Here is a 23,622-nt window from a genome sequence, read left to right on the forward strand (position 1 = left end):
CACCAACAAATTAGGCCGATATACGGGTACTACTATCGTTTGGTCAGCTTAAAAATTAAGTTTTCAATTTTCAAAATATTACATAAAATGAATGTATATATCACTAAAGGGTTTTCACCTTTTTTGCTTTCAATCGAAGACAAAAGCGTACTGATGGAAGGACAAACAGAATTTGTTTCTCAAAATCAAAGCAGATTTGTTACGGGTACCGACTGCACCTGTACAGTATCGGTTTTTGATTCAATCAAAGACATCGTAGGCACAGAAAACGCACCTGCATTGCACGCAAACAAGGGTGTAGCAGAAACAGCACCTTACACAGACCGTTTAAATCTATACATTGAAAACGGTGCATTGAAATTAGTCTCTTAGTAATTTACGATAAAACATAACCCTTATTAATTGTAAGGGTTATTTCTTCAAAATGTATTATTTGCCTTACATATTGATTTTTATAGCTGCATTTTGTAGTGCGGTAATGGACGTACTTCAACACCATTTTTCAAGTTCTGTTTTCAAAAACTTTAATCCTAAATTTTGGAATCCTAACGAAAGTTGGGTGAACAAATACAGAAACGGCAAAAAAGAAAATGGCAGAAAGTACCCGTCTTTTCTTTCGGGTGTTACCGACACTTTTAGCGACGCATGGCACATCTTCAAACTCATATTTATATTGTCAATTATCACAGGTTTCTGCCTTGAAAAATCTTTTAGGTTGGAGAATATACCTATTTTCTTCGCAATTTGGGGTGTGACATTCAAAGCATTTTATGCAGTAATTTTAATTAGAAAATAGTATGGAACAAACACTTTCAGACCTTGCAAAACTAAGCCCTGTCATTGCAGTAATGTGCGTTATTATCTTTTTCTTGTATAAAAGACTAACAGAGCGAGAAACAACGCTCGAAAACCGTCTAAACGAAAAAGATAAAATGTTCTTGGATATTCACACCAAAGCCGTTGATGCAATCCACAACAACACAAATGCAACAAATGCACTAACCGAACTAATCAAAGAACGCCCAGCAAGAAAATGAATTTACTAAAAGCTGATTTTTCGCAAATTGATAGCCGATTGAAAAACATTCAACCCTATCTATACTTTTTGAATATGTACTTGCCACAATTTGGCATTGTAACATGGCAAAGGCTTAGTATTTTCTTTGCACAATGCTTTCACGAATGCGATTTTTTGAACGGTATTGAAGAATATGCAAGCGGTTCAGATTATGAAGGACGTAAAGACTTAGGCAATATAGTTTCGGGATATGGTGTAAAATACAAAGGCCGTGGTTGGATTCATACAACAGGATTTTTCAACTATTGTTTTTTTGATAAATTCGCCCGTAGTTTGGGTATAAACGAAGACTTTGTAAAGAATCCCGAAAAGCTAAAAGACCCACATATTGCTGTTTTGAGTGCAGTCTATTACTGGCACAAACACGACCTTAACACGCTGTCCGACAAACTGGACTTTGAAGCCATTACGAAAAAAATAAACGGGGGTTTAACTCATCTTTCAGAGCGTAAAGCAACTTGGGAAAAAACTATTGAGATATGCAAACAGATAGCACAATCATAGATAAAATTTTGGCCTGGATAAAGCAAAAAGGATTAGAAAAAATTGCCTTATATGCAGTTATCTTATATTTCGTCGTTACCCGTTCTTTTTCATTTGTCGATGGCAAATTAAGAGAGCATTACACCGAAGAAATTCAAACCCAGCACACCGACGAACTTTTGATGTTCGACGAACAACTGGCCGAACTCGAAAACAAACTACAAGAACGGTCAACCGTGCAAAAGTCGGAGGTTTACACCGCAACGGCCAAACACCAAAAGGCAAAACAAAATATTTCAGAAGTAGATAAAAAGATACAACTCTATGAAAAAAAAGGGCTGGTTATTACTGAAAATACTGTTTCTGATGCTGTTAGTAGTATGGACAGCATACGGGCAAAACTTAAAGCCGAAAGGGAAGAACGAAAGCGAAAACTTAGCCGTAAGTCTTTATAAAGATGCTTATTTGTCGTGCAAATATGATTTCTTTATTTGTGACAGTCTGACAAAGTATCAACAATCTTACATTACTACGCTGGAAATGCTCAACAATACCCAGCAATCACGGATACAAAAGTTTGAAGCTGTTTTGTATCGAAACAATAAAAAGATAAGGCCGTTAAGGCTTTTTTTCTACTGGAAACGTCACCGTAAAAAATTCTAATATCATGGCAGAAGTAAAATTGAATTTATCTCAATCTGAAACATACGTTTGTTTCAAGAACCAAGAGGGCATATTTGTTTTCAATCAGATGAAAGAAGGCGAAATGATTATTGATGTAAACGAACATGGAATTGCTACATCAATAAAAGGAAACGCACAACTCGAACTTTCGGGCTTTTCGTTTGGCGAACTTGCACCACAAATAGACATTATTCGTGGTATGCAGTCGAAAATTAGCAATTTAGAGCCGTCAGAAGTCGAACAAATTAACCAAATTTTGCAATGAAAAAGTATTTAACTATTGAGAATCTTTTCTTTGCATCATTGCTTGTTTCAGCATATATGTACCTAAAAGAAGTTCCATTTAGTGTAGAAACTATTTTCAGAAAGGGCAAAGACAAACTTCGCATTCCGTACTATGTAAATAATAAACCGTACTATTTAGAAACTCAAAAGCAATTTTCATCAGTAAAAATTGATAGCAGATTCAGAGTTGAATTTAATGTTTCTACTTATGATAATTACGGTCAAGTTTTACAAGTTGGATATTATTTATTTGATAATGAAAAACTTATCAAACAAGGTTTTACAGACAAAATAATTCAAGATTATAACTAATATCTTATGAAAAATCTTATCATAATCGGGGTTTTGCTTTACGTTTTTTCTCGTAATGCCAAAACCCCAGCGACAAAAACAATAACCACCACAACCCCACCAACGCCAAAAAAGACAAACATAGACAATGGCGGTACTGGTGGCGGTGGTGGTACAACCACACCAACGGGTGCGTATATTTTTGAGTTTTTCCAGCAGTCTGATGCAAACATCACGGCACATTTGGTTTCTCATAGCAGAGTAGCCACGCCCGTATCAGATACACCACCAAACGCAACCGCCACAAGCGAACAATGGCTATATGACCAAAATGGTACATTGATACTACACATTAAAGATAATGTTGGAGGTCATCACCCAAATTTCTTTGATGCTGGCCAAATGGCAACCGCACCACAAGGCATTAAAGACAGAATAGCTTTTTGGGTTCAAAACTTTGTAGCAGTTCACCCGTTTTCAAATTACGAAAGCCGTGGAAACAACCATAATGCCTACTTTAACCGTACAATTAAAACAGGTACTTACAGATGGGTGTACCACAATACAAGCAATACACGTCATACGCTTTTTGCTGGATATGCCAACAGCGAAACCGAAAACGTTAAGCTCAACGTAATTTCTGAAGCTGGCACATTTACCGAATATTCGGTAGAAGTAGCGTTGCACCCAACAGACCCAGCAATACCGTTTAAATTCAACTCAAACAATTATCAGTTATGAAAAAATTTGTTTTTTCTGATACCGTTCTTGAAAAAGAAATTAGTTTGCCAATTGGCCAAACTCCGATATTTGACCCCGAAACGGGTTACAGTTACGTAAACTTTACCCGTGTAAATAATTATTTCGGTAAAGAATTTAAGAAAGAAGAGCGTTTTTACTTCGATTCTTGCAGACCATTGTAGTTTATCTACCTTTTTCATGGCTATAACGCAAAAAGCCCGTCGTTTGACGGGCTTTTTTGTTTTCGCTCGATAAAATGTCAGGTCAGGTCTGACATTTTCGCAGCATAAAAAGTTTTGTTCGACTTTCATTAAATTTATCAACTATTTCAACTAAATCTTTCATTAATAACTCGCCACAACTTAAATCATATACATTTCTTGACTTAGGATATTTACAAACCCACATAGGTACTATTTTAAATGTTAGGTGTGCATATTGTGGTACATGAATTTGAGTTAGTCTATTTTGCATCAATTTTCGGCCACAATAAACACAGGTGGAGCGTTTTTGATTTTGCATTTCAAAATATTTTTATTGGTACAATTCTAACTTTTGATTTTCTATTAAATTCTTTTATTGGTTTATACTCCCAAAATCTTTGGTTGTTTTCAATTCTTATAATTCTCGAAAAATAACTGTAATTTACCTTATCAGTCCATTCACGTTCTAACAAGAAATCATACGCTTTTTTCATGTTTGAAAATGCCATTGTAAACTCACCAAATTCTGAAATCATTAAATAGCATTTACTCTTTAAGTTTAGGCTCTCCATATATCTTTTGTTTATTAGTGTTATATGTCAAATATATTACACTTTATTTTTATAAGCAAACAGGAGCATGAAATTATCTTAATTTATGCTTTCATGGCTATAATGCAAAAAGCCCGTCGTTTGACGGGCTTTTTTGTTTATTGACAAATATTATTCTGAAAAATCTTGTCCATGAGAGCTGTTTTACAAAATATTATTTGGCTATCTTTTAAAATAATACTTATCACCCGTATTACTCTTTTTGACCCAAATAAACTGATTATCTACTGATGCAATATCATTCATATTAGAATCCTTGAAAATATAGTTGTTTTTTTCTCCCGTAGTTGCAAAAGGCTTAACCGTAAATGTTCTAACTACCGTTGAATAATCATACTCGGTTATTTCAAAAAAAGGAGGTTCAAAATTATTTCTTTTTACTATAAGTTTGGTGGTAATTGATTGATACGGCAACATAAAACTTTTACCCGATTCACTCAAAACAGCATGGCCGTTGTATTGTCCTTTTATTTCATCAAAATATAAAAAATCGTCTGATGGCTCGTCTTTAGTGCAACCAAATACCGCAAAAGTCAATAAAACAAATATTAGTTTTTTCATTGTGTAATTGTTTTTAGTGAAGTTCAAAAATAAGCCTATCAAAAATAATTTTCAAGGCTTATTTAATTTATTGATTATTCGGTATTACCCCAGCAAATTATTTAAAATCTCATCATTATACGCTCGGTAGTGTTTTAGTTGTTTTGTTGAACTATGGCCTAACTGGTAAGCCGTTTGTTCGTCGGTGTGCATTTCTTTATTTACCGATAAATTAGAAAATGTTTTACGCCCCCGTTTGGTGGTTAATTTGGTTTTAATTCCCAGCCGAACGGCCACCGCTTGGAGCGTAGAATTAACGTCTTGTAAATACTTCATTTTTGGCAAATTGTTTTGGCCGTATTTTTCTACAATCTTGATAGCACAATCTTTTAAAATCGGGTTCGCAATATTTGAATTATTTGTATTGTAGGTTATGGTTTTTTGTCTTTCATAATTAAGCATCAATGTGCCTTTTCGACTGATAAAATTTTCTGCATTAATTTTTATATAGTCGCAATAATCACAACCCGAACCACACAAAAACAAAAATATATCAACGGCCTTTTGTTCGTTTTCGCTTAGTTCTTGTGCATTTTGTAGTGTTTCTATTTCTTTAATCGTAAGTCCTTTGTTATCAAAATTGTCCTCATAGTTTAATTTTAAACTCGTCATCGAGTTGTGTTTTATAACTTTCTTCAATACGCACAAATCCAATACTGCAGAAATAAATCCGATATGACAATTAGTGTAATTCTTTGAGTTTTTTTGCTCAAACTGAAACTTCATCGTAAAGTCTTCTATAAATTCATAATCTATCTTTGAGGGAGTAAGATTCTTTATTTTTTGTTCCTGCAGATATTGTTTGATGTTATTCAGAAAAGTATTGTTGTTTTTTCGGGTTCGGTCAGATGCACCCATTTTTACTTTTTTATCAATATACATTTTGGCCATATCCAAAAACATAACCGTTTCGGCTTTTTTCTTTCGTGTGGTTGCACCGTTTCTGATTATCATAAATTTATCCTTTATAGCGTTGGCGGTTATTATTTTTTCGGTTTCCTGTAAATCCACCTTTATTTTTCTTAGCAAGTTTTCAATATTGTTTATTTCACGGCGTACGGTGTCGGAGGTTTCGTCGCTGGTAGTTTTGCGTTTTGGTAGCCATTTGCTGGCCGTTATTTTTATGCCTGTACTGAAAGGCACAGCAGAAGTGCCGTTGATGGTAATGGTACAATAAATTGAGGTTTGACCGCTTTTATTTACGGCATCGCAACGACGGATATAAAAGCATAAATCCATTTCGTAGAATTGATAATTTTTTGCATTGATTTAAAAATTTAAGATTAAAAAGTTTTAATCTAATCAATGTTAGTACCGAACTATGTTAGTTGATTTTCTTTGAGTAGAAACCCTTATTGAAATGCGTATTTTTACGTATTTATAGGGCGTAGGGCATAAAAAAAGCCCTAATTTACTTAGGGCTAACTTTCTTTTGCTGTTTGTAGTACCCGGAGCCGGAGTCGAACCGGCACGAGTGTAACCTCATTGGTGTTTGAGACCAACGCGTCTACCAATTCCGCCATCCGGGCAAATCGCTTTGGGACTGCAAAGGTAGAATTTAATTTTTCAAATCCAAAACTCAAGCCAAGAAATTTTCAAAATATTTTAATGTTTTTTGCTGTTAGCAATTAGCTTTTAGCTTTTAGGCTGATAATCAGCAACTTAGCTTTTAAACAAAAAATGGGTTGCCGAAACAACCCATTTTTAATCTGTGGTCAGTAGACTGTCGTCCGTTGACTCAAAAACTAAATTCTAATAATTTCTGCACCAATCGCATTCAAACGTTTGTCGATGTCTTGGTAGCCACGGTCAATTTGCTCAATGTTATCAATAGTACTCGTGCCATCAGCCGAAAGTGCTGCTATCAACAACGAAACCCCCGCACGAATATCAGGCGATGTCATTCTGATTCCACGCAGATTATGTTCACGGTTCAAGCCAATCACGTTCGCACGGTGTGGGTCGCACAAAATGATTTGAGCTCCCATTTCAATCAATTTATCAACAAAGAATAAGCGGCTTTCAAACATTTTTTGGTGAATCAATACCGCACCTTTCGCTTGAATAGCCGTTACCAAAATAATCGAAATCAAATCAGGTGTAAATCCTGGCCACGGAGCATCATAAATCGTCAGAATCGAGCCATCAATCAATGAACTGATTTCGTAGTGAGTCTGAGCAGGAATATGAATATCATCGCCACGGAATTCCATCTTGATACCCAATTTCTTGAATACATCAGGAATAATACCGAGTTCTGGAATCTGACAGTTTTTAATCGTAATCTCTGATTGTGTCATGGCCGCCAAACCAATAAAGCTACCAATCTCAATCATATCTGGTAACATCGTATGCTCGCAACCGCCCAATTCGCTCACACCTTCAATCGTGAGGAGATTTGAGCCAACTCCTGTAATTTTTGCCCCCATACGGTTGAGCATCTTGCACAACTGTTGTAGATAAGGCTCACAAGCAGCGTTATAAATGGTTGTCGTACCTTCGGCCATTGCAGCAGCCATCAAAACGTTGGCCGTTCCTGTTACCGAAATTTCGTCCATCCATACATACGCACCTTTGAGTTTCGAGCCATCTACTGTGTAGAAAGCATCGTTCGGATCGTAGATAAATTCGGCACCGAGTTTCTGAAAACCTGTGAAGTGCGTATCCAACGGACGACGACCGATTTTATCTCCACCTGGGCGTGGTGCTTTTCCTTTGCCAAAACGTGCCAACATCGGCCCCAAAAGCATGATTGAACCACGCAATGAAGCTGCTTTGTCTTTATATTCGGCCGTCTCGAAGTATTCAAAGTTCACAGCATCGGCTTGAAAACGGTACGAGCCATCGCCTACTTTATTACGACTTACGCCCATATCTTCGAGCAATTCCATGAGTTTGTTTACATCACGGATATTCGGAATATTATGAATCGTTACTGGTTCTTTGGTCATCAAAACGGCACACAAAATCTGTAATGCTTCGTTTTTTGCTCCTTGTGGAACAATCTCACCTTTAAGTTTTCGTCCTCCTGTAATTTTAAAAGATGCCATTTTCTGGAATTAAGAATTGAGAATTAAGAATTGAGAATGATAAAAGGAGTATTTGGAATCTACAAAACTTAGTTTTAATAATTCTTAATTCTCAATTTTTAATTCTCAATTGTGCCTAAGCACCTATCTCGGTCTGCGGTTATTATTATTTTTGTTATTATTATTTCTGTCGTTGCGGTCGTTATTTGATTTATAGCCACCGCTACCGAAATTTTTGTTGCGATCGTTTCTGTCTCCACCACCGCTACGATTACGGTCACGATTATCACGGTCACCACCACGGTTATCTCTAAACTGGTAGTTATTTCCGCCTTGAGATTGGTTTTGTTGCGTACGTTGGCGATTGCTGCTGCCATCCCTCGGCGATGATTCCATCAAACCATCTCGACGAAGTTCGTCAATCTCTTTTTGAAGCTTAAAGCCCGACAATTCAAGAATTTGCTGTAAACAATCAGCCGTTTCGATGGTGTCTTTGTTCCAAACTTGGAAGAAACTCTTCATCAAACGCACCATGTAAGAAATAAACGCTTTGCGTTCGTCATAATCTTGCGTAATCATGGCTTTTACAACCAATAATTCCAAGTTTCGACCATACAAACGGTGCTTCAATTGATGCTGATTGTAGGGAACAGTCATTGGTTTTTTACCCAAAATTTCTTTCGGTGGTGGCGGAAATGGACTATCAACATCCAAATCAAAATTGGCAATGATATAAAGGTCATCCCAAAGTTTTTTTGAATAATCAATTCCCTCACGCATATTTGGGTGTATCTGACGCATCAACTCAATCAAAATATGGGCATATTTTGTGCGTTGCTCACGGTCAGGCAGACTCACGATGTAGTCTGTTAATTTCTGAATATTACTTCCGTATTCTTTCACAGGAAATTATTAATGATTGACTTTTGAATGAGTGAATGAGTGAATAAATTTTACATCAAAACACTTTTCTAAATGTATGATTTCGGAGTTAAAAGCTAAAAGCTAATGGCTAATAGCCACATAAACATAAGCAAAAGTAACAAAAAATAACCTTTGGGTTAAATTTTTCTCTAATTTTGAACAAAATTTCCAAAAAAGTATTTCGATGCACTTCAAAAAAGCTGCTTTTTGCCTGATAATCTACGCTTTCCTGAGCGGATGTAATAAAAAAGTTACCCAACAAGTTGTTTCAAAGCCTGCTGGCCCTAAGCGTGAATTTCGTGGGGTTTGGGTAGCAACAGTTGATAATATCGACTGGCCATCTCGCAAAGGTCTTAGTTCCGAAAGCCAACAACAAGAATTTAGAACCATACTCGACAAACAAAAAAGCTATGGCATGAATGCCGTTTTGGTACAAGTCCGTGCAGCAGCCGATGCTTTTTATGCTCGTGGCAAAGAACCGTGGTCAGAATGGCTTTCGGGCGAACAAGGCAAAGCTCCCGAACCCTACTACGACCCTATGGTTTTTATGATTCAAGAATCTCACCAACGAGGCTTAGAGTTTCATGCGTGGCTCAATATGAATCGTGGCGTGCATAAGGCATCAAAGAGTATCATGGACGAACATATAACGAAAACCAAACCCGAATGGTTTCTGAGTTATGGCGGCTATAAATTATTCAATTTGGGAATTCCTGAAGTGCGAGATTATATAACGGATGTGGTCGTGACAATTGTACGTAACTACGATGTGGATGGCATTCATTTCGACGATTATTTTTATCCTTATACCGAACCAAATCAAAAACTTCGTGATGAAGATACATTCAGAAAATACAGCAATGGTCTCAAAAATATTGAAGATTGGCGTCGCTATAATGTAGATATGGTCGTAAAAAACGTCAGTGAAGCTATTAAACGAGAAAAACCAAAGGTAAAGTTTGGGATTAGCCCATCAGCCGTTTGGCGAAATGTTTCAACTGACCCAATTGGCTCGGCCACGCAAGGTGGACAACCTTCGTATGATAATCTTTATGCCGATACTCGCAAATGGGTGAAAGAAGGCTGGCTCGATTATATCACCCCACAGATTTATTTCAGCTTCGAGTTTGATAAAGTTCCGTACAAAACAATGACCGATTGGTGGATAAAAAACTCGTTTGGTCGCCATCTTTATATTGGTCATGGTGTGTATCGAGTAAAAGCTGGTAGCAAAGAAATTGGTTGGGAAAAAGCCAATCAGATTCCTCGTCAGATTCGCTACAATCGTACTAAACCACAGATTTCTGGCAGTATGTATTTTAGTTCTAAACAATTGATTAATAATGAATTATCAGTCAATGACTCTTTGAAAAGACTTTATTATTACCCAGCCCTCATGCCCACAATGCCATGGAAAGATAAAGTTCCACCGAATGCTCCACAGAATGTTAAGATTCGTAAAATTGCGGATTTGGGCGTAGCTATCACTTGGGAATTGCCCGCTACTCCCTCCAAAGATGGCGATGAGGTAAATGCGTTTGTGGTTTATCGTTTTGAAGAAAATGAGCAAATAAATCTCGATAACCCTGCCAGAATCTTGCAGATTGTCAGAAACGAAGGTATTTTGAGTTGTACAGATAAAACCCTCAATCAAGAGAAAAGCTATGTCTATGTAGTTACGGCTCTTGACCGTTTACAGAATGAGAGTGAAATGAGTAATGTGGTGAAATGGAAGTAGCCGCCCCCGATGGGGGAACTTTTTTCGGTGACTTCGACCGAACTGGACACTGGCGACCCAGCCCGCTCAGACATCGAAAATGATTCAGAACTCAGAATTCAGAACTTATGAAGGCTTTCTCGTACTCCAAAAACTGGCTAAAAGTGAGCCATTGGTGTTCATAATTGGCCCAAAAAGTGCTGGTGCTATGCCGACTGTGGCGAGCTTTCCCATTGCTTTGGCTAAACCTGATGCCAAACCTGCATTTTGTAAACCAACTTCGATGGCTACAGTTCGACAATCTTGTTCGGGTAATTTGAATAATCTTGCTCCCCAATAACCCAAAATAAAACCGCCAATATTATGCAAGAAAGTAGCAAAAACTAAAGCTAAACCAACCGTTTGCAATGATTTCTGCCCTGCCGCCGTAATAATCACAATAATCACGGCAATGCCAGCCATTGAGATAATTGGTAGCACTTTTTGCAACCATTCGCCTCTTCCATTCAATAATTTTGTGAGTAAAAAACCAACGCCAACTGGCACTATTATCATTTTTGAAATATCGAGCGTCATACTCCAAAAATCAATTTCGATGAATTGACCGCCCAACATTTTCATTAAAAAAGGTGTCATGATGGGTGCTAAAAGCGTAGCGAATGAAGTAATGGTGATTGATAAAGCAACATTGGCTTTGGCAATATACGACATCACATTGGAAGCCAAACCACTTGGCGAACAACCTACTAAAATAACTCCAGCGGCAATTTCGGGTGGAAAATTGAAACTTTTAGCGATAGTAAACCCCAAAAATGGCATAATTGTAAACTGACACACCAAACCAACAATAACAGCTTTTGGCATTTTTATTACACCCTGGAAATCTTCGTAAGTCATGGTGGTACCCATGCCAAACATAATGATTTGCAACAGCGGAATGATTAACTCTTTTAGCTGAAAACCATTGATTTCGGTAAAATATTGAGGAAAGAAATAAGCAACAGTAGCCGCTACGACGATACAAAGCGTATAAGTATAATTTTTCATGTAAATTTATAGGGTTGAATAAATAGTCAATGACCAACCGTGCATTAGAATCTGATCATCAATCTATTGCAAAGATAAATTTATCTATCAATGAAACGATAAGAATGTTGATTCATGCGAAATCCAATTGACAAGCCCAGCGACGGCATCGCTCGTAGCGATGCCGTCGCTATTCTCTCAGTTCAAAAACTCTGTACAGTGGACTATTGACTAAATAATCCTATAAATCCATACTCGCCAGTTCGCATCTTCTACTTTTGAAAGCAATTTTAAATGCTCCGATGGGTGCTTCACTTCAACTGCCGATAAAATATAACCGCACTTCAATTGTTTCAATTTATCGAAGTCATAATCTAGGATTTCAGTGCAGCATTTTTGTTTTTTCAGAATACCATCACCTGCAATAATAGCCTCATTATCAAACAAATAGCACCTACTCCCCCACTGTTCAAAATAGTTTTTGATAAATTTATTTTGGTTCAATTCGGGTTGAATAATTGTTTGCATTTGATGTTTATATGCCAATGAATAAAGCACCACATAACCATCAACGGTCGGAATTTGGTTGTACTGTGCAACCGCAGGGTGAAGCCCTACCATTCCTACTCGTTTGTTTGGATTTTCGTCTTGATTCAACACAATTTTTACCTTTGAGAAAAGGTCTTCGGCATAAAACTCACGGTAAGAAACGTAATCTCGGCCGTGAATGGTTTTCTTGATATAATCGCTCACCAACTGATTTGAGAATAACACAATGATGACTTGAATACTGGCTAAAGCTATGGCTAATTTAGTCGGTAACTCTCTGATTATCAACACAAAAACACCAAACCAAAGAATCGGATAAAGTGAATAAAAGCGGTCGAGTTGAATAGCTTTCAAAATTGGTAATTTGTCTTTCAAAGACTCAAAACCCGTAAAATTCCAAAACCCATCAATGAGAGCAATAATGACCAAACAAAGAATATAAAAAACAATAACAACGAGCTTTTTCTGCTTGAAAAAACCATAAATTATGTAAAAAAATACGAGCGGAAGGATAAGATACGTATGAAAAGATTGAAAGTGATTTTGTCCCCCGATAAACGAGTTTTTGGCAGCTTTCAGACACTCCGAGAAAGTATTACCTTGTACAAACTCTACTCGATGAGGAATAAACCCAGCGGGCGTTCCGATTTTAAGAATATCTAAAAACAAACGATAATCGGCCAAAATATACCCGACTGTTAGTATAAAAAGCGATAATATACCTTTATCGTAAGCAATTTTTCTTTCTTTTTTGAGAAAACTCAGCCCCAAATACCCAACCATCAATACCATCATGAATAACCCAGATAGAATTAAGGAAGAGTAAAAAGGAAATAACAGGAAGATAATCCAATCAATAACAGAATTGTGTTTTTTTAAGATTCTATCAAAACTCCAAAATAGTAAAGGCTGCCCTGCGGAACTCAGTCCACCTGAAAACCAAAAAGGTAATAAAGCAAAACCCAAAGCTATGAAAGGAGCGATTTTAGGCGAAAGTTTGAGGGTATCTTTTGTAAACAAATAGGTACCAACAAAAGCAACCAAACTCATCAAAACCACATTGATATTATAGGCAACAATTGGCTTAAACCACACAAACAACCATGCAATCAAGCTCCATTCAGAGCCAAAGGCAATACGTGGGGCTTGCATCACGGTTTCGTTAGGTGTGTATGAACTCGCCCAAAGTAGGTGCTGGTCGACCAATGATTTATACCAAGCAATGTTTGCTTCCAGATTATCATGCACTCTAATTGAAGCATCTTCGCCCAAAAATATAATAAAGGCAAAGAAACTCAGAAGAAGTAAAAAACTGATAATGAGTGATTTATTCAAAAAAATAGACATAAATATTTAGACTATTTGTTCATTGCCGTCAGTTTTAACTGACGGATAAAAGTCAGTAAACATATCGGCTTTAGCCAAAACATTTACTTCATAGAAAATTTAGGAAAGATAGATAAAACAATAAAAAAGGTAAACAATTTGACCCTATATCAATTATAAAACTCAATAATTTTATCAATAATCAATTGTTGTTCTATTTCGGTTAGTTCGTAAAACAAAGGCAAACGCACCAAACAATCAGAATAATAATCACTTATGGGTAGCGAAACATCACCTGCTTTTTCTTTGTAAAATGGACTGCTATGCAAAGAAATATAATGAAAAACAGCATAGATTTTGTTTTCTTTCAAGAAACCAATCAAGGCATCACGTTGCTCAATCGAATCGGTGAGCAAGTAAAACATGTGAGCATTATTGGTGGCGTAACTTGGTACTACTGGTAATTTTAGTTTTCCTGATTGCTCTAAAGTAGAAAATGCCTCATAATATTTTGCCCAAATCTGTTTACGTCTTGATTGTATTTTTTCAAGATTTTCAAGTTGAGCAAATAAATAGGCAGCTACCACTTCAGAAGGCAAAAACGATGAACCAATATCTACCCAATTATATTTATCAACTTCACCACGCCAAAATGCCGAACGATTGGTTCCTTTTTCCCAAATAATTTCGGCACGTTTCTCGAAACGTTCATCGTTGATAACCAACATTCCACCTTCGCCCGAAATAATATTTTTGGTTTCATGAAAACTAAAAGCCGACAAATGTCCGATACTTCCCAGAGGACGATCTTTATAGAATGAGTCAACAGCTTGGGCAGCATCTTCTATTACAAATAAATTATTAGCTTCGGCAATTGCCATTATTTTGTCCATATTGCATGCAATTCCTGCGTAATGCACCACCACAATTGCTTTGGTTTTAGGCGTAATTGAGACCGAAAGTTTATCAGCATCGAGGTTTGGATTTTCGACAGAACTATCAGCAAATACAATTTTTGCTCCACGCAACACGAAAGCATTGGCTGTAGAAACAAAAGTATAAGATGGTACAATTACCTCGTCACCTGCTTGAATATCACACAAAATGGCAGCCATTTCGAGGGCATCTGTGCATGAAGTTGTGAGTAAGCAGCGACGAAAACTGTATTTTTCTTCAAAAAACTGCTGACATTTTTTAGTAAAAACACCATTTCCAGAGATTTTACCTGATTGTACGGCCTCTCCGATATATTGTAGCTCGTTGCCCGAAAGATATGGTTTATTAAAAGGAATCACGAGAAAATTAATATTGAATGAGTGAATGAGTGAATGAGCGAATGATTTTTCATATTCTATCATTCCCTCATTCTGAACGGGCGGCGAACCGCTTTAAAATTATTTTTTAGTTAAAACCACCGCACAGCTTGCACCAAACGCCATTTTTGATTTTCTCAGTCGAGCCAATTCCCAACTGTGAATTTTGTTAAATATCGCAACGGCCAATTTTGATGGTGTATGATTATCAAATTCTGCATCAATTGTATTTTGACGAGTTTTACCAAAAAGTCGAGCCAAACGAAACGGAATAGCACGTAAAACACCCATTATTGGCGGTAAATACGAGAAAATATAACTACCGTAAGTATATTCCAATCCGCAATCTTTAGCGAGTTTATCGAACATTTCGAGGTTATAACGGCGAAAATGCCCGCTTTCATCATCAACTTCTGACCAAAGCCATTGATGGGCAGGTACAGTGATATAAATATGCGACCCTGATGGCAGATATTGAGCAAGTCCAGTTAAGAATGTTTTATCGTCTTCGATATGTTCGATTACATCAAAAAGTCCGACTGCATCAATTTGTTTTTCTGCAAACGGAAATTCTTGAAAAAATATATTGTAGGCTTCTTTCACACCTCTTTTCTTAGCATTAAGGCAGCCCGCATAGCCTGGTTCTATCAAAAATATTTGCTTATCAGGATATTTTTCAGACAAAAACTTTACTTGAAACCCATTTCCACCGCCCACATCGGCAAAGTTTTTAGCAAATTTAAAGCGTTGCGTAAGCGTCAGAATCACATCGTTTCGGTGTTTAAACCAAAAACTGTTGTCTTCAACAGCAAAGCAATAATTATTTCCCTCTTCGGGATACGACATTTTTTCGGCATGAGATGCACGCCAAATATCATTTTTATCAAGCATCAATGATGCTGTTTTTATTTCTTCCGAAACGGCCATTATTCAAACAATTCAATTTTACTGCAAATATTGTCTATTTTGATGATTAACTTTGCAAATTGTAAGCCAATTATTTTGATTTAGGTTTAAAACCGATTTTACTTGGTATATATTTTCACTCAAAGGAACAACTTGGAAAGTTGTTGTACAATTCATGAATGTTATAAAAAAACAGGCTTTTCTTGGTACAATTTTCTCTTATGGAGGTGTGTTGGTTGGATTCGTTACACAGTTTTTCTTAATTGGTAATTATCTTGAACCCGCCCAAAATGGACTTTTAGCCGTTTTACTTTCTTATATGTACGTTTTGGTGCAACTTTCATCGTTAGGGTTCAATGCCGCAGGAAGTCGATTTTTTCCACACTTTCGCAATGCTAAAAACGGACACAATGGTTATCTTTTCTTAGGGCTTTTGGTGGGAATGGCTGGTTTTATCATTACGACTATCGGTCTTGTTTTATTGAAAGAAACTATTATTAAAAACGAAGAAAACTCTACGCTTTTTGCAGATAATTTCTATTTTTTATTGCCGCTTACATTGGCCACTCTCCTTTTCAATTTGCTTGATAACTACGCAAAAAACCTCTACGATACCGTAACAGGAACCTTCCTGGCTCAGTTTCTACAACGATTACTGCAGTTGATTGCGATATTATTCTTCATATTCCAAATAGTTGATTTTCAGCAATTTATGTATGTGTGGGTATTTGCGGTATCGTTTTATGTAGTGCCTATGCTCTGGAAAGCAAGCAAACTCGAAGGTTTTTCGCTGAAACCGAATTTTTCGGTCATGACGTCTGCTTTTAGTAAAGAATTTGGTTTTTATAGCTTCTTAACGATTCTGACAGGGTTTTCATCAATGGTGATTTTGTATATTGATAAAATCATGCTGGCAGGAATCACTACTTTTTCTGAAACAGGTATCTACAATACTGCTTCGTTTTTTGGTAGCGTAATGGGAATGTCGCTTTTGGCGGTAAATAAAGCGGCTCAACCTTTAATTGCCGACTCGTTTGCCAACAATGATTTATCGAATATTAGTACCATTTATAAGAAAAGTTGCACTACCGCTTTGATTGTTGGCTGTTGGATTTTTCTCGGCATTTATCTCAACATTGATAACCTTTTTCTTTTTCTAAAACCCGAATATTCGGCAGGAAAAATGGTAGTGATTATTATTTGTCTGGGAAAACTCTTCGACTTGGCAACGGGACTGAACGGAACTATTTTGGCTCTTTCAAAACACTACATTTATGATACATATATCATGGTTGGACTAATTTTTATCACTGTTGCACTCAATTATTTTCTGATACCCATCTACGGCATGAATGGTGCAGCATTTGCACTGGCCATCGCTACGGTTTATTATAACTTGGCTCGCTATTTAGTTGTTTTGATTAAACTCGGCATGCAGCCTTTTTCTTTTGATTTGGTAAAAGTTATTATTGTAGCATTCGTTTCGTGGCTGACTATCAGAATTTTACCCGAATTCGGAGGAAATAAATTGATGTCGATAGTAGATATGGGTTATCGTTCGGCAGCTCTTACTGTGTTGTATGGAATAATTATTTATTGGAGCAATATTTCGCCCGAATTGAACGGTGCAATGAAGAATTTGTGGTTGAAAGTAAGTAAGATTTTCTGATACAGTTTATCCATGACACACATAGCGTGCCATGGATATAGAGCAAAACTATTTCTTAGCTAATGTATAAACTTTTCCGTTTCCAAGATTGAGCATATAAATCTCGCCATTGGCATCTTGCCCGAAAGCTGAAACTGTACTTACATTCGTAATTTCATCAGCTTTTGTTACAGCTTTACCATCATAAGTCAAAGCCCAAATTTTTCCACTTACGTAGTCTCCACAGAAATATTTCCCTGCCAAATCGGTGTATTTTTTACCTCTATACACGACTCCACCTGTTACTGAACGGCCATTACTACCTTGTAAATAACTCCAAACGGGCGGAGTAGCTACGCTTTCAATTTCATTACATTCCGACATTCTTGCGTAGCAATTATTTCCCTCTTTTATCCTCCATCCATAATTTTTTCCTTTTTCAACAATATCAACTTCTTCAACTGCATTTTGTCCGACATCACCTACCCATAGATTTTTTGTGACAGAATCGAAACTAAAACGCCACGGATTTCTAAGACCATAAGCATAAATTTCTTCGCTAAAGCCTTGTGTATTACTGACATAAGGATTGTCTTTTGGAATTCCATAATTACCTTTAGTGGTAGAATTTACATCAATTCTCAGCATTTTACCAAGTAAACTGGCTCGATTTTGAGCATAATTTTGTGGGTCACCGCCACTTCCACCATCACCCGTAGCTATGTATAAATAACCATCTGCTCCAAAAGCCAATTGACCACCGTTATGATTGGTATAAGGTTGATCGAAAGTAAGTAAGATAGTTTCACTGGTTGGGTCAGCAGTTTGGCCATTAGCTTTGAATCTTGCAATTACGGTCTGACGACGAGGAGAATTTCGGGTATAATTCACGAAGAAAAAGCCGTTACTCTTAAAATCAGGATGAAAAGTTAAACCCAGTAAGCCCATTTCTCCGCCCGAAGCAACTCGGCTGACAATATCCAAAAAAACCGATTTGGTTTCGGTATTAGCATTATTTTCAAAAGTTTGAATTATGCCCCTTTGCTCAACCACAAACAGTCGATTTGAGCCATCATTGGCATGCGTAAAATCAACGGGAGAATTGAAAGACAGTTTCGGAAAAGCCTCCACTGCCTGATACGAAACAGTCGTTGGAGGAGTAACTACCACTGTTGTGGGTGTGGTTGGCGTTGTGGTCGTAGGGGCATCTTTCGCCTCTTTACATCTAAAAGCCAGTAGAGAAGTGAAACTGCAAAGACCAATGATAATAAGCGTTTTTTTCATTAAAATACATGGTTTATGGATATATAACGAAAAAAACGCCTATAAGTTTTAATACTTTTATTGAATTAATTTTCTTGCAACTCTTGCTGTAATTTCTCCAGTTCATTCAAATCTTTTTTGAATGCTACCTCTTTTTGGTTATTAAACGCCCCCATTTTATGGGCAATTAGGTAAATTACCACCGAAATAGCCAACGGAATCAAGGTATCAATGATTGCCATTGATAGGCTTTTGGTGGCCAGCTTATGTGGCAAAAATGAGAAAATAGTCAAACACCCCGACACAAACATAATTACTCCGAACCAGCCTTCGGCTTTTTTATTACTCTCAAATGTAGCTATCAAGTTTTTCAAGAACGACTTCAAATTGGCGTCAGTAATATCAGTTTTCAGCATTTTATATGCTCTAAAAAGCATAACAATAGCCATCAGGTTTCCCAGTAAAATAACCAAGAATGGAACATATTGCCACAAAAACCTAAAATCAAAAGGATTTCCTGCGAAAACTGCCAACAAAAGAAAAAACTCTAAAAACATTAACACTAATAACAAAGTATTCTCTTTTTTGATGCGTGAAGCCCTTGAATTTGAACGCTCTCTAATCATACTAAAAATTAACTTTTCGTTGATTGCCTGCGATGCTTGAAGTTTGCGGTCGTAAACTTGCCAAGCTGATTTTAATTCTTCTAAGTTCATAATATATTTGATTTAATAATTTTTTCCAATTTTTGTTTAATTCTGTTTAATCTCACGCCCACATTTGAGTTGGAAATACCAATAATTTCGGCTATCTCATCGTAAGTTTTTTCTTCCAGATAAAGCATGATTATTGCCTTTTCTACTTCCGAAAGTTTTTCGATTGCCAGTTTCAACATTCCCAATTTCTCTTCTTGCTCAGCATCAAAACTCATATCTGGAATCTGAAACTCTTCTACTGTAATCGACTTCCTATCAGGCTTTTTAGTTTCTTTTCTTAAATTAGAAATCGCAGTATTCAGTCCAACCCGATACATCCATGAAGTATTCAAAGCTTCGTTTCTAAAATTTGGATATGCCTTCCACAACTGCAAAACTATTTCTTGAAAAAGGTCTTTTTTCGCCTCTTCATCGTGGCAATACAGGTTACACACTTTAAAAATGATTCCTCGATGAGTATTGAGCATTTCGACAAAGTCTTTTTCCATTTTGATGTTTTATTTCGTTTGAACAATTAGTCGTCAAGCCTACACAAAACTTACAGTTTCTCCATATTTTTTTGAGAAATGTATAATTTATACAAATAAAGCTATCCAATGATGTGAAATACCTTAGTAATTTTCCATAAAAAATCACGTAATTCGCATTCAATTTATCAATCAATTTTCTTTCGTTTGAAAATTCTACTTATCAATACCGACGATGCTATGGGCGGGGCCGCCATTGCTTGCTTGAGATTGCTCAATACCCTCAATCAGACCGAAGGCATGGAAGCGACAATGTTGGTGCAAGAAAAAAAGCGAGATAACCCAAATGTAAAGGCAATTGCTGAAACATGGCTACAAAAAAAACTGGCTTTTGAACGGTTCGTAAGAGAGCGACTCTACTTCAAATTTCAAGAAAAAAACAAAGAAATTCGCTTCGCATTTTCGCCAGCCAATTCGGGAATTGATATTTCAGAGCATCCACTCGTGCAAGAGGCAGACATTATCCATTTACATTGGATAAATTTTGGCTTTTTATCATTAAAATCGCTCGAAAAGCTTTTTACACTCAATAAGCCTATCGTCTGGACACTACATGACATGTGGGCTTTTACGGGCGGTTGCCATCATAGTGGAGACTGCGAAAACTTTCAAAATTCTTGCGGAAATTGTGTACAATATCTCAAAAATCCATCGCCAACTGACTTATCAAATAAAGTTTGGCAACGGAAAAGTGCAATTTTCGACCATTCGCTTCGGCTTCGCTCAGGAAACGGTCAGCAAGCATCAAGAAATAATATTACAATAGTTGGGTGTAGTCAGTGGTTGAGTAATCGGGCAAAAAAGAGTAGTTTATTTAAAGATTTTTCGGTAAAAGCAATTCCAAATCCTTTGGATACAAATCTATTCTCGCCACAAAATAAAGCATCAGTAAGAGCAAAATTGGGCTTACCGATTGATAAAAAATTGATTCTTTTTGTAGCAGCAAAGGTTTCAGTTATTTGGAAAGGATTTAGTTATTTCCAAGAGGCTTTGGAGATTTTAAAAGTACAAAACTCTCATAATCAAGAGATTGAATTAGTAGTTTTGGGCGAAAGCGATGCTGAAACGATTCAAAAACTACCTTTTAAGGCTCATGCTTTGGGCAAGATTTCTGATGTCAATCAAATTGTTTCTGTTTACTCAGCAGCTGATGTATTTGTTACTTCTTCGATTCAAGAAAACCTACCTAATACTATCATGGAGGCAATGGCTTGTGGCACGCCAGCGGTTGGTTTTGAAGTTGGCGGAATTCCAGAAATGATTGAAAGTTATAAAAACGGATTCTTAGCAGAATACAAATCGGCTGAAAGTTTAGCCGAAGGAATAAAATGGGTTTTATTTGAGGCAATCCATGCAGAATTATCAAGTAACGCTCGTCAAAAAGTGCTGGATAATTATTCTGAAAAAGTGGTAGTTAAGCAGTATTTGGAGGTTTACAGAAGTTTAGTAGCACAAGTCTCCTGACTTGTGCTTATTGCGAAACAAGTTAGGAAACTTGTTTTATAAAATCGGCAATTTCTTCGTAGGCTTTCAGTACATTTTGCTGTAAATCTTTATTTAGTTTTTGGGCATTTTGCTTTTTGATTGCCAAATCTTCATTTGTTAAATTACCCAAATATTCTCGAATCTGTTCGCCCAAATCAGCATCTTCACGAATAAGCCATGCAGCCTCTTGAAGCATATCCCAATTATCACTTTCCTGGCTTCCACAAAACAAAATTGCACCACCAGCCGCTACCGCACTAACTGCTTTCGACGGAATCATCAGATGCGTGTATTTTGTCAATAAACTCACCAAATGCACATCCAAAAAATTGAGTTGACTGCGTGGTACATTCGATAAAATCGTAATTCCTTCGTAATTTTTGGCAAATTCAAGCACACTTTGAGCTTTTTTTCCATAAAGAGCCAAAACTAAATGATGCTTTTCGGGGTTGAAAGCTTTAATGAATTCTATCAGAAAACTTTCATTATGAGCATCATTCAAGTTTCCACAATAACCAAAATAGGTTTTATTATCTGCCATTCCTCGCCAAGCAGGAAACTGACTTTCATAAGTCTGATGAAAAATAACACCACAAGGAAGAACGGTCGTATCTAATTTATTTGTGGACTTACTAAAATATTTCTCCTCCAGAACCTCCGCTTGTTTTCGTCCCAAAGCAATTAATTTATTGGGAGAGTTCTGGTATGTTTTCTTCAAAAACCATTGATAAACAGCACTTTTCTCGGCAATCATACCAATCGCTACGAAGGCTTCGGGAAATAAATCCATCGACCACAAAGCCCATTTTCTTTCGGGCGGCGTTCCGTTCGAGAGCAACATCGAAGCCCAAAATGGTAATAATGGCGGACTGGTCATTACTATAATTGTAGCTTTTTTATCAATACTTTTCGCTTTTCTGATAAGCAAAAAGCCATCTAAAAAGCCAGCCAGCTGTTTCAGAATCTTACTTTTTCCATCGTAGATAGTTTGTAAGGTATGTAGCTTGCCCACTGGCTCACGCTTTGCACCTCCACCATCGTCGCTACCTTCAATGTTTACGATATGTACTTCGATTTGATGTTTTTCGATGAGATATTTCGCCAAATCCCATGCAGATTCTCCCGTAATTCCTGGGTTAGGTGGATAATGGCGATTGACTATGATAACTTTTCGGCTCATTCAACTTGGCTCTGATATTTATAACCTCTCGCAAGGTCAAATCTTAATAAGAGGCCAAAATTATAACTTATTCCTTTCAATGACTGTGTTGCTTCACCAATTTTATTTGAATTTTGAAAATAAGCCAAGTCCGAACGAAGTCCAGCATTTGAAGCAACATTTACTCTGGTAAAAATACTGATATAAAAACCGTTAGTTACCCGCCCTTGTAATTCAACTTGTCCTTCAAAAGCAACTCTGAATTTATTACTTAAAAATGATTCCGACGTAAGTCGAATCGTATCACGATTGGCTGCATTTCCTGATACCCCTACAAAAGTTCGTTCATAAACCAACTGTTCCTTAGCATTTGTATTGAACAGAAGACCACCTCCTACATACAGCCCAGCAGTTTTTGTGATGGCATCAAGCGTTAAGACTTTTCTTTTATATCTTAGTGGAATCGTATGTAAATCCTTACCAATTTGATAAGTAAAAGGGACACCCCTACCCGATGCCACCGACTGGATAAAATAAACAGGATTTTTCAGATAACCTGTTTCTATCGCCCACTTATTATCTGAATTATAGCCCAAAGATACTCCCCAAGAAAAATCATTATTATTTTGACTACTCACCAGATTTCCAATCGAATTATTGAGCGAAGCATAATTGAGTTTAAAGCCACCCTCAATGCCAACATACAAACTCATTGATTTACGGTCAAGGTTGGGGTATGTATTGTTTCTTACGTCAAGGCGTTTACTCGGTGGCTTATAGTATTCTTCATCATCCTGAGCCTTTAACTCAGTGAAAATACCTACTATCAAAAACAAAAATACGAATATAGCTTTCATCATTCTGTAAATATTTCCAAAACTACTAACAAAGACGACACAGATAAACTAAAAGTTGTCAGCAAAGCAAAACGAGATTTTAATTAGCAAAGAAAAAATATGATTTTTCTATGTTTTTTCAATAAATAACGAAAGAAACGTAGTAGAATTTCGTGATGAAAGCAAAAAGAAAATTTATATTTGTACAAGATTCTCAAAAAG

At 36.7% G+C, this 23,622-nt stretch carries 25 protein-coding genes and 1 tRNA gene; 11 read left to right on the forward strand and 15 right to left on the reverse strand.

Annotated features, from left to right (window positions below; all coding sequences use genetic code 11):
- The first annotated feature begins 87 nt into the window (after positions 1–87).
- From ABR854_RS21470 to ABR854_RS21505, 8 genes are all read left to right on the forward strand, one after another.
- Positions 88–372, forward strand: a complete 285-nt coding sequence (locus tag ABR854_RS21470; protein ID WP_350267907.1) for a hypothetical protein — start codon at positions 88–90, stop codon at positions 370–372.
- Positions 373–797: 425 nt separating this feature from the next.
- Entirely contained in the window at positions 798–1,037 is a 240-nt protein-coding gene (locus tag ABR854_RS21475; RefSeq protein WP_350267908.1) for a hypothetical protein, read from the forward strand.
- Positions 1,034–1,582: a glycoside hydrolase family 19 protein gene (locus tag ABR854_RS21480; protein WP_350267909.1), complete on the forward strand. Its 549-nt coding sequence runs from the start codon at positions 1,034–1,036 to the stop codon at positions 1,580–1,582. Before ABR854_RS21475 ends, ABR854_RS21480 begins: the two co-directional genes overlap by 4 nt.
- Entirely contained in the window at positions 1,558–2,016 is a 459-nt protein-coding gene (locus tag ABR854_RS21485) for a hypothetical protein (RefSeq protein ID WP_350267910.1), read from the forward strand. The genes ABR854_RS21480 and ABR854_RS21485 overlap by 25 nt, the downstream gene beginning before the upstream one ends.
- A gap of 212 nt (positions 2,017–2,228) precedes the next feature.
- Entirely contained in the window at positions 2,229–2,510 is a 282-nt protein-coding gene (locus ABR854_RS21490) for a hypothetical protein (protein ID WP_350267911.1), read from the forward strand.
- Entirely contained in the window at positions 2,507–2,842 is a 336-nt protein-coding gene (locus ABR854_RS21495; protein WP_350267912.1) for a hypothetical protein, read from the forward strand. Before ABR854_RS21490 ends, ABR854_RS21495 begins: the two co-directional genes overlap by 4 nt.
- A gap of 6 nt (positions 2,843–2,848) precedes the next feature.
- On the forward strand, positions 2,849–3,562 hold the full coding sequence (locus ABR854_RS21500) for a hypothetical protein (RefSeq protein ID WP_350267913.1): 714 nt from the start codon (positions 2,849–2,851) through the stop codon (positions 3,560–3,562).
- Positions 3,559–3,744, forward strand: a complete 186-nt coding sequence (locus tag ABR854_RS21505; RefSeq protein WP_350267914.1) for a hypothetical protein — start codon at positions 3,559–3,561, stop codon at positions 3,742–3,744. Before ABR854_RS21500 ends, ABR854_RS21505 begins: the two co-directional genes overlap by 4 nt.
- Positions 3,745–3,826: 82 nt before the next feature.
- Here the strand turns inward: ABR854_RS21505 and ABR854_RS21510 are convergent, their stop codons facing one another.
- The 6 genes from ABR854_RS21510 to ABR854_RS21535 form a co-directional block, all read right to left on the reverse strand.
- Positions 3,827–4,036 carry a hypothetical protein gene (locus tag ABR854_RS21510; protein ID WP_350267915.1) on the reverse strand — a complete coding sequence of 70 codons (210 nt, stop codon included), beginning with the start codon at positions 4,034–4,036 and terminating at the stop codon, positions 3,827–3,829.
- A gap of 502 nt (positions 4,037–4,538) precedes the next feature.
- Positions 4,539–4,937 (reverse strand): hypothetical protein, encoded by a 399-nt coding sequence (locus ABR854_RS21515; RefSeq protein WP_350267916.1) that lies wholly within the window; start codon positions 4,935–4,937, stop codon positions 4,539–4,541.
- Between the two features lie 84 nt (positions 4,938–5,021).
- Complete coding sequence (locus ABR854_RS21520; protein ID WP_350267917.1) at positions 5,022–6,215, reverse strand: site-specific integrase; 1,194 nt, start codon at positions 6,213–6,215, stop codon at positions 5,022–5,024.
- Positions 6,216–6,421: 206 nt separating this feature from the next.
- A tRNA-Leu gene (locus ABR854_RS21525) sits at positions 6,422–6,505 on the reverse strand.
- A gap of 216 nt (positions 6,506–6,721) precedes the next feature.
- The gene (murA, locus tag ABR854_RS21530; RefSeq protein ID WP_350267918.1) at positions 6,722–8,026 is read right to left on the reverse strand and encodes a UDP-N-acetylglucosamine 1-carboxyvinyltransferase; all 1,305 of its coding nucleotides are present in this window, start codon (positions 8,024–8,026) and stop codon (positions 6,722–6,724) included.
- Positions 8,027–8,149: 123 nt separating this feature from the next.
- The gene (locus tag ABR854_RS21535; RefSeq protein ID WP_350267919.1) at positions 8,150–8,908 is read right to left on the reverse strand and encodes a DUF4290 domain-containing protein; all 759 of its coding nucleotides are present in this window, start codon (positions 8,906–8,908) and stop codon (positions 8,150–8,152) included.
- 205 nt (positions 8,909–9,113) lie between these two features.
- On the opposite strand from ABR854_RS21535, the gene ABR854_RS21540 reads away from it, so the two are divergent.
- Positions 9,114–10,667, forward strand: coding sequence for a glycoside hydrolase family 10-like protein (locus tag ABR854_RS21540; protein ID WP_350267920.1), 1,554 nt, complete (start codon positions 9,114–9,116; stop codon positions 10,665–10,667).
- A gap of 105 nt (positions 10,668–10,772) precedes the next feature.
- On the opposite strand, the gene ABR854_RS21545 is transcribed toward ABR854_RS21540, so the two are convergent.
- The 4 genes from ABR854_RS21545 to ABR854_RS21560 form a co-directional block, all read right to left on the reverse strand.
- A complete protein-coding gene (locus tag ABR854_RS21545) occupies positions 10,773–11,693 on the reverse strand; it encodes a bile acid:sodium symporter family protein (RefSeq protein ID WP_350267921.1) in 921 nt (306 codons plus the stop codon).
- A gap of 210 nt (positions 11,694–11,903) precedes the next feature.
- Positions 11,904–13,568 (reverse strand): DUF6044 family protein, encoded by a 1,665-nt coding sequence (locus ABR854_RS21550; RefSeq protein ID WP_350267922.1) that lies wholly within the window; start codon positions 13,566–13,568, stop codon positions 11,904–11,906.
- A gap of 149 nt (positions 13,569–13,717) precedes the next feature.
- Complete coding sequence (gene rffA / locus ABR854_RS21555) at positions 13,718–14,842, reverse strand: dTDP-4-amino-4,6-dideoxygalactose transaminase (RefSeq protein ID WP_502881223.1); 1,125 nt, start codon at positions 14,840–14,842, stop codon at positions 13,718–13,720.
- A gap of 99 nt (positions 14,843–14,941) precedes the next feature.
- The gene (locus ABR854_RS21560) at positions 14,942–15,787 is read right to left on the reverse strand and encodes a class I SAM-dependent methyltransferase (RefSeq protein WP_350267924.1); all 846 of its coding nucleotides are present in this window, start codon (positions 15,785–15,787) and stop codon (positions 14,942–14,944) included.
- 154 nt (positions 15,788–15,941) lie between these two features.
- On the opposite strand from ABR854_RS21560, the gene ABR854_RS21565 reads away from it, so the two are divergent.
- A complete protein-coding gene (locus ABR854_RS21565; RefSeq protein WP_350267925.1) occupies positions 15,942–17,435 on the forward strand; it encodes a lipopolysaccharide biosynthesis protein in 1,494 nt (497 codons plus the stop codon).
- Between the two features lie 48 nt (positions 17,436–17,483).
- Here the strand turns inward: ABR854_RS21565 and ABR854_RS21570 are convergent, their stop codons facing one another.
- The 3 genes from ABR854_RS21570 to ABR854_RS21580 form a co-directional block, all read right to left on the reverse strand.
- Positions 17,484–18,698 (reverse strand): PQQ-dependent sugar dehydrogenase, encoded by a 1,215-nt coding sequence (locus tag ABR854_RS21570; RefSeq protein WP_350267926.1) that lies wholly within the window; start codon positions 18,696–18,698, stop codon positions 17,484–17,486.
- A gap of 65 nt (positions 18,699–18,763) precedes the next feature.
- Complete coding sequence (locus tag ABR854_RS21575; protein ID WP_350267927.1) at positions 18,764–19,393, reverse strand: hypothetical protein; 630 nt, start codon at positions 19,391–19,393, stop codon at positions 18,764–18,766.
- Positions 19,390–19,881, reverse strand: coding sequence for an RNA polymerase sigma factor (locus ABR854_RS21580; protein ID WP_350267928.1), 492 nt, complete (start codon positions 19,879–19,881; stop codon positions 19,390–19,392). Before ABR854_RS21580 ends, ABR854_RS21575 begins: the two co-directional genes overlap by 4 nt.
- 186 nt (positions 19,882–20,067) lie before the next feature.
- Here ABR854_RS21580 and ABR854_RS21585 point away from each other — a divergent pair, with 186 nt between their 5' ends.
- A complete protein-coding gene (locus tag ABR854_RS21585; RefSeq protein ID WP_350267929.1) occupies positions 20,068–21,384 on the forward strand; it encodes a glycosyltransferase family 4 protein in 1,317 nt (438 codons plus the stop codon).
- A gap of 22 nt (positions 21,385–21,406) precedes the next feature.
- Here the strand turns inward: ABR854_RS21585 and ABR854_RS21590 are convergent, their stop codons facing one another.
- Positions 21,407–22,585 (reverse strand): glycosyltransferase family protein, encoded by a 1,179-nt coding sequence (locus ABR854_RS21590; RefSeq protein WP_350267930.1) that lies wholly within the window; start codon positions 22,583–22,585, stop codon positions 21,407–21,409.
- The gene (locus ABR854_RS21595; protein ID WP_350267931.1) at positions 22,582–23,424 is read right to left on the reverse strand and encodes a hypothetical protein; all 843 of its coding nucleotides are present in this window, start codon (positions 23,422–23,424) and stop codon (positions 22,582–22,584) included. Before ABR854_RS21595 ends, ABR854_RS21590 begins: the two co-directional genes overlap by 4 nt.
- Between the last annotated feature and the right edge of the window lie 198 nt (positions 23,425–23,622).

This window comes from Emticicia sp. W12TSBA100-4 (genome assembly GCF_040253585.1).
Lineage (GTDB): Bacteria > Bacteroidota > Bacteroidia > Cytophagales > Spirosomataceae > Emticicia.

What these genes read in the sequence shown, in the direction of transcription:
- ABR854_RS21470 (WP_350267907.1), top strand. Translation starts at nt 88, where the DNA reads ATGAATGTATATATCACTAAAGGGTTTTCACCTTTTTTGCTTTCAATC.
- ABR854_RS21475 (WP_350267908.1), top strand. Translation starts at nt 798, where the DNA reads ATGGAACAAACACTTTCAGACCTTGCAAAACTAAGCCCTGTCATTGCA.
- ABR854_RS21480 (WP_350267909.1), top strand. Translation starts at nt 1,034, where the DNA reads ATGAATTTACTAAAAGCTGATTTTTCGCAAATTGATAGCCGATTGAAA.
- ABR854_RS21485 (WP_350267910.1), top strand. Translation starts at nt 1,558, where the DNA reads ATGCAAACAGATAGCACAATCATAGATAAAATTTTGGCCTGGATAAAG.
- ABR854_RS21490 (WP_350267911.1), top strand. Translation starts at nt 2,229, where the DNA reads ATGGCAGAAGTAAAATTGAATTTATCTCAATCTGAAACATACGTTTGT.
- ABR854_RS21495 (WP_350267912.1), top strand. Translation starts at nt 2,507, where the DNA reads ATGAAAAAGTATTTAACTATTGAGAATCTTTTCTTTGCATCATTGCTT.
- ABR854_RS21500 (WP_350267913.1), top strand. Translation starts at nt 2,849, where the DNA reads ATGAAAAATCTTATCATAATCGGGGTTTTGCTTTACGTTTTTTCTCGT.
- ABR854_RS21505 (WP_350267914.1), top strand. Translation starts at nt 3,559, where the DNA reads ATGAAAAAATTTGTTTTTTCTGATACCGTTCTTGAAAAAGAAATTAGT.
- ABR854_RS21510 (WP_350267915.1), bottom strand. Translation starts at nt 4,036, where the DNA reads ATGCAAAATAGACTAACTCAAATTCATGTACCACAATATGCACACCTA.
- ABR854_RS21515 (WP_350267916.1), bottom strand. Translation starts at nt 4,937, where the DNA reads ATGAAAAAACTAATATTTGTTTTATTGACTTTTGCGGTATTTGGTTGC.
- ABR854_RS21520 (WP_350267917.1), bottom strand. Translation starts at nt 6,215, where the DNA reads ATGGATTTATGCTTTTATATCCGTCGTTGCGATGCCGTAAATAAAAGC.
- murA (WP_350267918.1), bottom strand. Translation starts at nt 8,026, where the DNA reads ATGGCATCTTTTAAAATTACAGGAGGACGAAAACTTAAAGGTGAGATT.
- ABR854_RS21540 (WP_350267920.1), top strand. Translation starts at nt 9,114, where the DNA reads ATGCACTTCAAAAAAGCTGCTTTTTGCCTGATAATCTACGCTTTCCTG.
- ABR854_RS21545 (WP_350267921.1), bottom strand. Translation starts at nt 11,693, where the DNA reads ATGAAAAATTATACTTATACGCTTTGTATCGTCGTAGCGGCTACTGTT.
- ABR854_RS21550 (WP_350267922.1), bottom strand. Translation starts at nt 13,568, where the DNA reads ATGTCTATTTTTTTGAATAAATCACTCATTATCAGTTTTTTACTTCTT.
- ABR854_RS21560 (WP_350267924.1), bottom strand. Translation starts at nt 15,787, where the DNA reads ATGGCCGTTTCGGAAGAAATAAAAACAGCATCATTGATGCTTGATAAA.
- ABR854_RS21565 (WP_350267925.1), top strand. Translation starts at nt 15,942, where the DNA reads ATGAATGTTATAAAAAAACAGGCTTTTCTTGGTACAATTTTCTCTTAT.
- ABR854_RS21570 (WP_350267926.1), bottom strand. Translation starts at nt 18,698, where the DNA reads ATGAAAAAAACGCTTATTATCATTGGTCTTTGCAGTTTCACTTCTCTA.
- ABR854_RS21575 (WP_350267927.1), bottom strand. Translation starts at nt 19,393, where the DNA reads ATGAACTTAGAAGAATTAAAATCAGCTTGGCAAGTTTACGACCGCAAA.
- ABR854_RS21580 (WP_350267928.1), bottom strand. Translation starts at nt 19,881, where the DNA reads ATGGAAAAAGACTTTGTCGAAATGCTCAATACTCATCGAGGAATCATT.
- ABR854_RS21590 (WP_350267930.1), bottom strand. Translation starts at nt 22,585, where the DNA reads ATGAGCCGAAAAGTTATCATAGTCAATCGCCATTATCCACCTAACCCA.
- ABR854_RS21595 (WP_350267931.1), bottom strand. Translation starts at nt 23,424, where the DNA reads ATGATGAAAGCTATATTCGTATTTTTGTTTTTGATAGTAGGTATTTTC.